Source organism: Rhodoluna sp. (assembly GCF_049276775.1).
Lineage (GTDB): Bacteria > Actinomycetota > Actinomycetes > Actinomycetales > Microbacteriaceae > Rhodoluna.
The window spans coordinates 1-2,174 of sequence record NZ_JBASXC010000111.1 but is presented as its reverse complement, the minus strand read 5'-3'; the positions used below and the strand labels follow the sequence as shown (position 1 = coordinate 2,174).

The following is a 2,174-nucleotide window of genomic DNA, read 5'->3' as shown; positions in this document are numbered from 1 at the left end:
CTCTTGAGGTAATCCATGCCGCGCTCGTGCTTGATGTCGATGTCGACCTGGCTCGGCATAAATGTTGTCCAGACCAATCGGCGCTCGCCGGCCACCTCATAGGCAGTGAACGGGAAGCCTGGTCTTGGGCGGTAGAAAGAGGTGATGTCGGATTCCGATCCGCCATTTGGAAAGACGGTGTCGAAGGTGAGGAACATGCCATCGAACTCGCTGGCCTTGCCTTTGGCCTGCCAGTCAAGAAACTCGGGAGAGAGGTTTGAAGCGTGATTCACGATCAGGTCAGCAGTGACCTCGTGGGTTTGTGAGATTCTCTTGAAGTCAACCCAGGTCCCAAGGCGCGGGTCCACAATGGTGTGGTCAATCGGGTCAAAGCCAGCATCGTCGCCGTCGTAGGGGTGGAAAAAAGGTAGGACGTGAATGCCATCGAAGTCCTTTAGGGCTCCCGCGAGCAATTTCTCAATTTCTCCTAGGTTGCCACCAACGCGCTCGGCATAAACCAGGATGCTAGTTCCTGACACTGCTACCTCTTCTTTCGAGCAAAACTAAAAAACGTGCTCAACCAGGCAAGAATACCGACAATTGTTAACGCTTACAGTCAGCCTCGGGAAGTGCAACTACCCAAAATTCAGCAAATCACTCCCTCCAAGATCTGGCCCTTGTGGAGGTGGGCGGTTTTGCGCTAGACTCTTCCCTCGTTACAAATGCGCTTGTGGCTCAACGGATAGAGCATCTGACTACGGATCAGAAGGTTGGGGGTTCGAGTCCCTCCAAGCGCACTGAGACCCGCGAAGCTTTCACAACTTCGTGGGTTTCTTCATTTCTGCTAGTTGCTGTTGGAGAATTTTTTAGCGTCAGGCCGATACTTGGGTTCGCGCAGTGCCTTGCTAAAGATCAATGACCGATCTGGTTCCAGTCGCAGTCCCTACTAGTTCTGTGGGCTTGAGGGAGATCGAATTTAGCCAAGATACGCCGATTCCATTAGTGGGTGTCGCAGACACTCGACCATTGGTCTCGATTATGAGCTGGTCGGTATTGCTCGGGGCAAAGTGGAATGTGATTTTGGTGGCTTTCAGGTGCCTAACAGAGTTCGAAATTGATTCTTCAATCACCTGAACGAGCAAGGGGGCCATCGAGTGTCGGCTGAAAGTCTCGGGACTGATGTTTATCTCCACGTCAGCTATCCCGCGCCATGCAGCAATCGAACCAAAGGCTCTTGACGCCGGGTCAAGCGTGGAGTTTTCAAAGTCTTCGCTGACAGACTTGTTGATCCAAGCCCCCAGCTGCTCCCACGCAGCCTTGGCGTCGGTTGGGTTTTGGGATTCCGAGGCGGCCTGCAATTGAAGTGAGAGCACTGTCAATTCAGATTGCAGAGAGTTGTGAAGGAATCCTGCAAGATCCTCATCACCTGTCTCAGGAGCGCTTGCCTTTTGTTTTTCAAGTTCCTGAACCAGTGCCACCCTGCTCTTGCGCAAGACAGTCAGGCTGGAATCAAAAACTATTATTACGCCTAGCCAGAGCGGAGCGATAAGGGTAAAAGGGTTCATGGGGAACAGCGCAGAGGTGTAGCCAGCCACTTGAACTAGCAAGTCGACCACGAAAATCGGAATCGTTGATATTGAAATCAGAAACACAGTGTTGAATAGGGCGGCCCCAGCATTAGAGCGCCCATGGTTTTTCGGCTTGAGGGCAATCGAAAACAGGGCCACGAGAGGAAGAATGAGGCAGGACAGCGCTACCCGCTCAATACTAAAAAATGGAACCATACCCCAGAGAAAAAGGAATTCCATGATTAGGACCCGCCAAAGTGAATAGTCCAGCTCAATGATTGCCCGTTTCGCAACCTCCGAGAATCTTGCCTTTGGAGCGCTAATTCTGCTGTCCAACCAGATTTTGTGGCTCAGTGGTCGCACGACCTGATCAGACTCGATACGAACCGCATCGGCCGCCAACTTGAGGTTCTCTGCTGTGGCATCTTGTCCGCTTACCAATTTCCCAAGTGATTGCAGGACGCGAGTTAGGTCCTCCATTGCTAGCTGGTTTGGGGTTACCGGTGCAAGTGGGTCAATGTTTTTATCAGAGCGCGCCGCAACTTGGTTTCGGAGCGCCCTGTATTTCCTATTGAATGCAACAGCTTCGTGCGCTACGTATATTGCGGCACTAAACCAAAAAGCAGT

At 51.9% G+C, this 2,174-nt stretch carries 2 protein-coding genes and 1 tRNA gene; 1 reads left to right on the top strand and 2 read right to left on the bottom strand.

Annotation, left to right across the window (positions count from 1 at the left end):
- Positions 1 to 518, bottom strand: a 518-nt coding sequence (locus WAO31_RS06735) for an alpha-amylase family protein (protein ID WP_509591771.1), incomplete at its 3' end; no start/stop codon positions are given.
- A 185-nt stretch (positions 519 to 703) separates the two neighbouring features.
- Between WAO31_RS06735 and WAO31_RS06730 the strand changes: the two genes are divergently transcribed.
- Positions 704 to 776: transfer RNA gene (locus tag WAO31_RS06730), tRNA-Arg, on the top strand.
- A 108-nt stretch (positions 777 to 884) separates the two neighbouring features.
- Here the strand turns inward: WAO31_RS06730 and WAO31_RS06725 are convergent.
- The coding region (locus WAO31_RS06725) for a sensor histidine kinase (protein ID WP_509591768.1) at positions 885 to 2,174 on the bottom strand (1,290 nt) is incomplete at its 5' end.